The sequence below is a fragment of the Thiohalorhabdus sp. genome (assembly GCF_036628635.1).
Lineage (GTDB): Bacteria > Pseudomonadota > Gammaproteobacteria > Thiohalorhabdales > Thiohalorhabdaceae > Thiohalorhabdus.
In genome coordinates this window covers 1-4,065 of sequence record NZ_JAZKRM010000090.1, presented here as the reverse complement: position 1 = coordinate 4,065, position 4,065 = coordinate 1, and the positions used below count along the sequence as shown (strand labels likewise).

Below are 4,065 nucleotides of genomic sequence, written 5' to 3'. Positions count from 1 at the left end.
TGAAAAGGGGTCAAATCTTGACATGACAGTTCGAGGGGCTTGCCCCCTTCCTGAACTGCCCCCGTTTCCCGCCTGAAAGGCACTCGCCCGCCTGCCGGACCGCCCTGAAAACCCGAGCCCCCCAGGGGCCCCCGGCAGCCTAAGCCCCCTCGCCCAGAACTTAAAGGGAACCCTAAGGGACAGCCACCCCGTTTGAGGGGTATTTACTAGTGGTAAACAATTTGGTGAACTAGATTCATGTACCGGGTTCGCTACAAGAAATCCGCCATCAAGGGCATGGCCAAAATGCCCCGCGAGGTGCGGGACCGGGTGGAGTATGCCATCCAACGGCTAGCGGAAGATCCCGGCGATGAGAGCCTCGACGTGAAGCCCTTGCAGGGGCGGGATGGATATCGATTGCGTGTCGGGCAGTGGCGCGCACTTTTTCAGCGGGACGATGAGGAGCTGACCATCTTGGTGGTGGCCGCCGGTCCGCGAGGAGATGTCTACAAATGACGGAAAACGTCCAGATTATTGAGCGCGATGGGCAGCCGGAGTATGCCGTGGTGCCCATCGAAATTTATCGCCGTTTGGTGGAGTGTGCCGAGGACGCGGAGGACATCCAGGCCTTCGATCGGGCGATGGCCGAGGTGGCCCGGGGCGAGGACGAGGTGGTGCCCGAGGAGGTGGCCCGCCGCCTCTTCGGGGGCGAGGAGCATCCGGTACGGGGTTGGCGGGAGTACCGGGGCCTGACCCAGAAGGATCTGGCCCAGGCCACCGGCGCGGGCAAGTCCTACATCTCCCAGCTCGAGGCCGGCCGGAAGACCGGCTCGCTCCGCTTCATGCGCACCCTCGCCGAGGCCCTGGAAGTGTCCATGGAAGACCTGATTCCGCCGGAGTAACGGGTCTTCATCGGTGTGGTCGATGTGGCGGCGCGGTAGCGCCGACCTCCCGTTCCGAACCAAAAGGACACCCACCCTGTAAAAGGTGGGTGTCCTTTGTCTTCCACCGCGCCTCGGCGGCGGTGGTGGAGGAGGACATCCATGGTGAGACGACCGCGGCACTGCCTGCTCACGCGGTAACGACCTTGTATTACATCGTGGGCCGCTATAGGGACCGGGAAGCGGCCGAGGGGGTGGTGGATTGGCTGCTGCGCTATTTCTCGGTGGCTCCGGTGGGACGGGACGAGCTTCTTCGGGCACGGTCGCTAGGCTGGCCCGATTTCGAGGATGCGGTGGTGGCGGCCGCCGCCGAGGCGCAGGCTTGCCGTGCCATCTTGACCCGGAATGTAAAGGATTTCCCGGGCGGCCCCGTGGCTGCGGTGACGCCGGAAGAGCACCTTATGGATGCGGGATAGCGAATTTGCCGTGCAGTACCGGCTTCCCGCTTGTCGGGCCATACCATCCCTGCCGTACAATCCAAGGACACCGTGAAGCTCACCCTTCGCCTGCCGCGCGAGCCCTGTTACCGCGCCTCGGCGGCGCTGTAGGAGGAGGTAAGAAGGCATGGAACCGCTAGAGATCCGGGATGCGTTCGACGCGCCCTATGCCCCCTACCAGCGGGAGGCCGTGGACGCGGCCGTGGCCCAGCGGGAGGCGGTAACGCCGCTGCTGTTGGAACGTCTGGAGTCCGTGGTGAGCGATCCCCACGGCTGGGCGGCGGCGGAAGATCGGGGCCCCTTCCTGCTCTACCTATTGGTCTTGCTGACCCATTTCCGCGAGACGCGGGCGCACTCGAACCTGCTCGCCCTGGCAACCCTGCCGGGGGATCTGGCGGAGGAGCTGCTCGGTGATGCCCTTTCCGAGCTTCTGCCCTTTGCCTTGTGGCGCACCAGCGGGGGCGACCCTTCCGGCCTTTGGGAGCTGGCCCGGGACCGGGAGATCTATGGCTATGGCCGCTGGGCCGCCCTTTCTGCCCTGACCGAGGCCGCGCACCTGGGGGAGCTGGATGCGGAAGTGGTCAAGGCGACGCTGGGCGACTGGCTGGCCCAGGACGACTTCGCGGCCCGGGAGGATCCGGCCTGGGAAGGCCTGATGATCAACCTCCTCTCCCTCGACGCGACCGAGCACGAGCCCCTGCTGCGCCGCCGGGTGCGGGAAGGGTATGTGCACTGGACTGTGCGGGAGAGCGAGATCGACCATGTCTTCAGTGAGGATCGAGAAGCGAGGCTGGCCGAGGCCCGCGAATGGGCAGAGAAGAGCTTTTCCGAGGATGTGCACCGACACCTGTCGGATTGGGCCAGTCTCCAGCCGGGGTTCTGGGACGACCTGGATGAGGAGGCCATTCCGGGCGACGGGCCCTTGACTTCGGGAGAGCTGCCACCCGTATGGGACCGTCCGGGGGGAAATGAGGCGGCGGTCCGCCCGAGCACCAAGCCCGCCGGGCCGGATCCGAAAAAGAAAAAGGCCAAGCGCAAGCAGCAGAAACAGGCCCGCAAGGGCAACCGCAAGAAGAAGTAGCCTTCGCGGCCAATCGGTGGTCTCCGAAATCCTGGCCGGCAAGCGCGATCTCAATTAGCACCCTCCCGGAGTACCCTGATGAGCTAAGCGCTTAGCGCGCTCGCCGCCCTGGTGGTGGGCTATCTGGGCATCGCGGCCTATGCCTTCTTCGGCCAGACCGGCCTGGTCTACCAGCCCGATCTCCTCGGCCGGGCGGTCTCCTCCACGCCCGCGGATATCGGCCTGTCCTACGAGCCCGTGGAGCTGGTTACCGACGATCAGGTCACCGTGCACGGCTGGTATGTGCCGGCGGCCCCCGAGCGAGCGGTGGCGGCCTTCGGTGGCCGGGTCAGGTCTTTCCTTTTGCCCCACGCCGGCTGTGCTATTGTTCACCGACATTGGGCGCACCTAACGCCTTGCTTTATTGGCATGCAGTAACGGACAGTGGCCATGGCTGTGTTTCGGCGTGCTCTCACTCGCGCCAGTGAGGATTACCTGCTGGTAGGGCTGCTGGTTGTCCTCGGGCCGCTGCTCGCGTGGTCGCCGCACTCAATCGGGGAACTTGTCGGCCTCGTTCCCTGGCAGACCATTGTCGCCCTGGCGAGCCTGATGCTGTTGAGCGCGGGGCTGGAAGCGAGCTCTGCGCTGGCCCGTGCCGGTGGCTGGTTATTCAGGCGGGTGGCCACCGAGCGTTTGCTCGCCTTGGTTCTCGTGGTGTTTTCGGCCTTGCTGGCCGCGATCGTGACCAACGATGTGGCACTGTTCGTGACGGTTCCCTTAACCGTTCGTCTGGTCACCCACGATGGTGCTTTGCTGGGGCGCCTCGTCATCTTTCAGGCCTTTGCCGTGACTGCCGGTTCGGCGTTGACGCCCGTCGGCAACCCGCAGAATCTACTGCTATGGCAATCCTCGCAGACGGCATTTGCCGAATTCACGCTTGCGATGCTGCCCCTGGCCGCGGGGCTGCTCACGCTGGTGATGCTGTTGGTCCCGCTAGCCTTCTCCGCTCGGCGTTTGCCGGACCAGGATAGCCCGCCTCGGGCCAGTGTGGATTGTCCCCTGGCCGCTGTCTCGTTGCTTGGTTACCCGGTGTTCCTGTTCTTCGTCGAGGCTGGCATGGCCCCGTTCGCGCTGGGAATCGTGGTCGCCGTCTATGCGCTCACACGCCGGAACGTATTTCGCGGGGTCGATTGGACGCTGCTCGTGGTCTTCGTCCTCATGTTCCTCACGCTAGGTGTGCTGGCGGACCTGGCGCTGATTGCCAACGCTGCGCGCTTCATGGGTCAGTTACCGGGCGGTTGGCTCACCTCGGGTACGCTGATCTCACAGGTGATTTCCAATGTGCCGGCCGCCATACTCCTCGATCGGCTCACCGACGATTGGCGCGCCATTGCTTGGGGTGTCAACGTCGGCGGTTTCGGTCTGGCGATTGGCTCCATGGCCAATCTCATCGCGCTGCGGCTCGCGCGCCGTCCGCGCCTATGGATGGAGTTCCATGCGTGGTCTGTCCCCCTCTTGGCATTGAGCTGGATCGGCGCGTTTGCGCTGGCTGCTATCGCAATCGACTCCCCCTGAGGCCGCAAGTGCATCGCACTGCCTGGCTCCGATTTCGCCATCCGCCATCGATTACAACCAAAAGGACACCCAC

At 64.6% G+C, this 4,065-nt stretch carries 6 protein-coding genes; all 6 read left to right on the top strand.

What is annotated here, in order from left to right; all coding sequences use genetic code 11:
• The first annotated feature begins 237 nt into the window (after positions 1-237).
• The 6 genes from V5A19_RS13735 (at position 238) to V5A19_RS13710 (ending at position 3,992) form a co-directional block, all read left to right on the top strand.
• Positions 238-495 carry a type II toxin-antitoxin system RelE family toxin gene (locus V5A19_RS13735; RefSeq protein WP_332319880.1) on the top strand — a complete coding sequence of 86 codons (258 nt, stop codon included), beginning with the start codon at positions 238-240 and terminating at the stop codon, positions 493-495.
• Positions 492-881: a helix-turn-helix domain-containing protein gene (locus tag V5A19_RS13730; protein WP_332319881.1), complete on the top strand. Its 390-nt coding sequence runs from the start codon at positions 492-494 to the stop codon at positions 879-881. Before V5A19_RS13735 ends, V5A19_RS13730 begins: the two co-directional genes overlap by 4 nt.
• Before the next feature lie 89 nt (positions 882-970).
• A complete protein-coding gene (locus tag V5A19_RS13725; RefSeq protein ID WP_332319882.1) occupies positions 971-1,336 on the top strand; it encodes a PIN domain-containing protein in 366 nt (121 codons plus the stop codon).
• A 148-nt stretch (positions 1,337-1,484) separates the two neighbouring features.
• Positions 1,485-2,438, top strand: coding sequence for a DUF1186 domain-containing protein (locus tag V5A19_RS13720; RefSeq protein WP_332319883.1), 954 nt, complete (start codon positions 1,485-1,487; stop codon positions 2,436-2,438).
• Positions 2,439-2,549: 111 nt separating this feature from the next.
• Positions 2,550-2,855 (top strand): hypothetical protein, encoded by a 306-nt coding sequence (locus V5A19_RS13715; RefSeq protein WP_332327941.1) that lies wholly within the window; start codon positions 2,550-2,552, stop codon positions 2,853-2,855.
• 12 nt (positions 2,856-2,867) lie between these two features.
• Positions 2,868-3,992 carry an SLC13 family permease gene (locus tag V5A19_RS13710; RefSeq protein ID WP_332319885.1) on the top strand — a complete coding sequence of 375 codons (1,125 nt, stop codon included), beginning with the start codon at positions 2,868-2,870 and terminating at the stop codon, positions 3,990-3,992.
• The last annotated feature ends 73 nt before the right edge of the window (positions 3,993-4,065 follow it).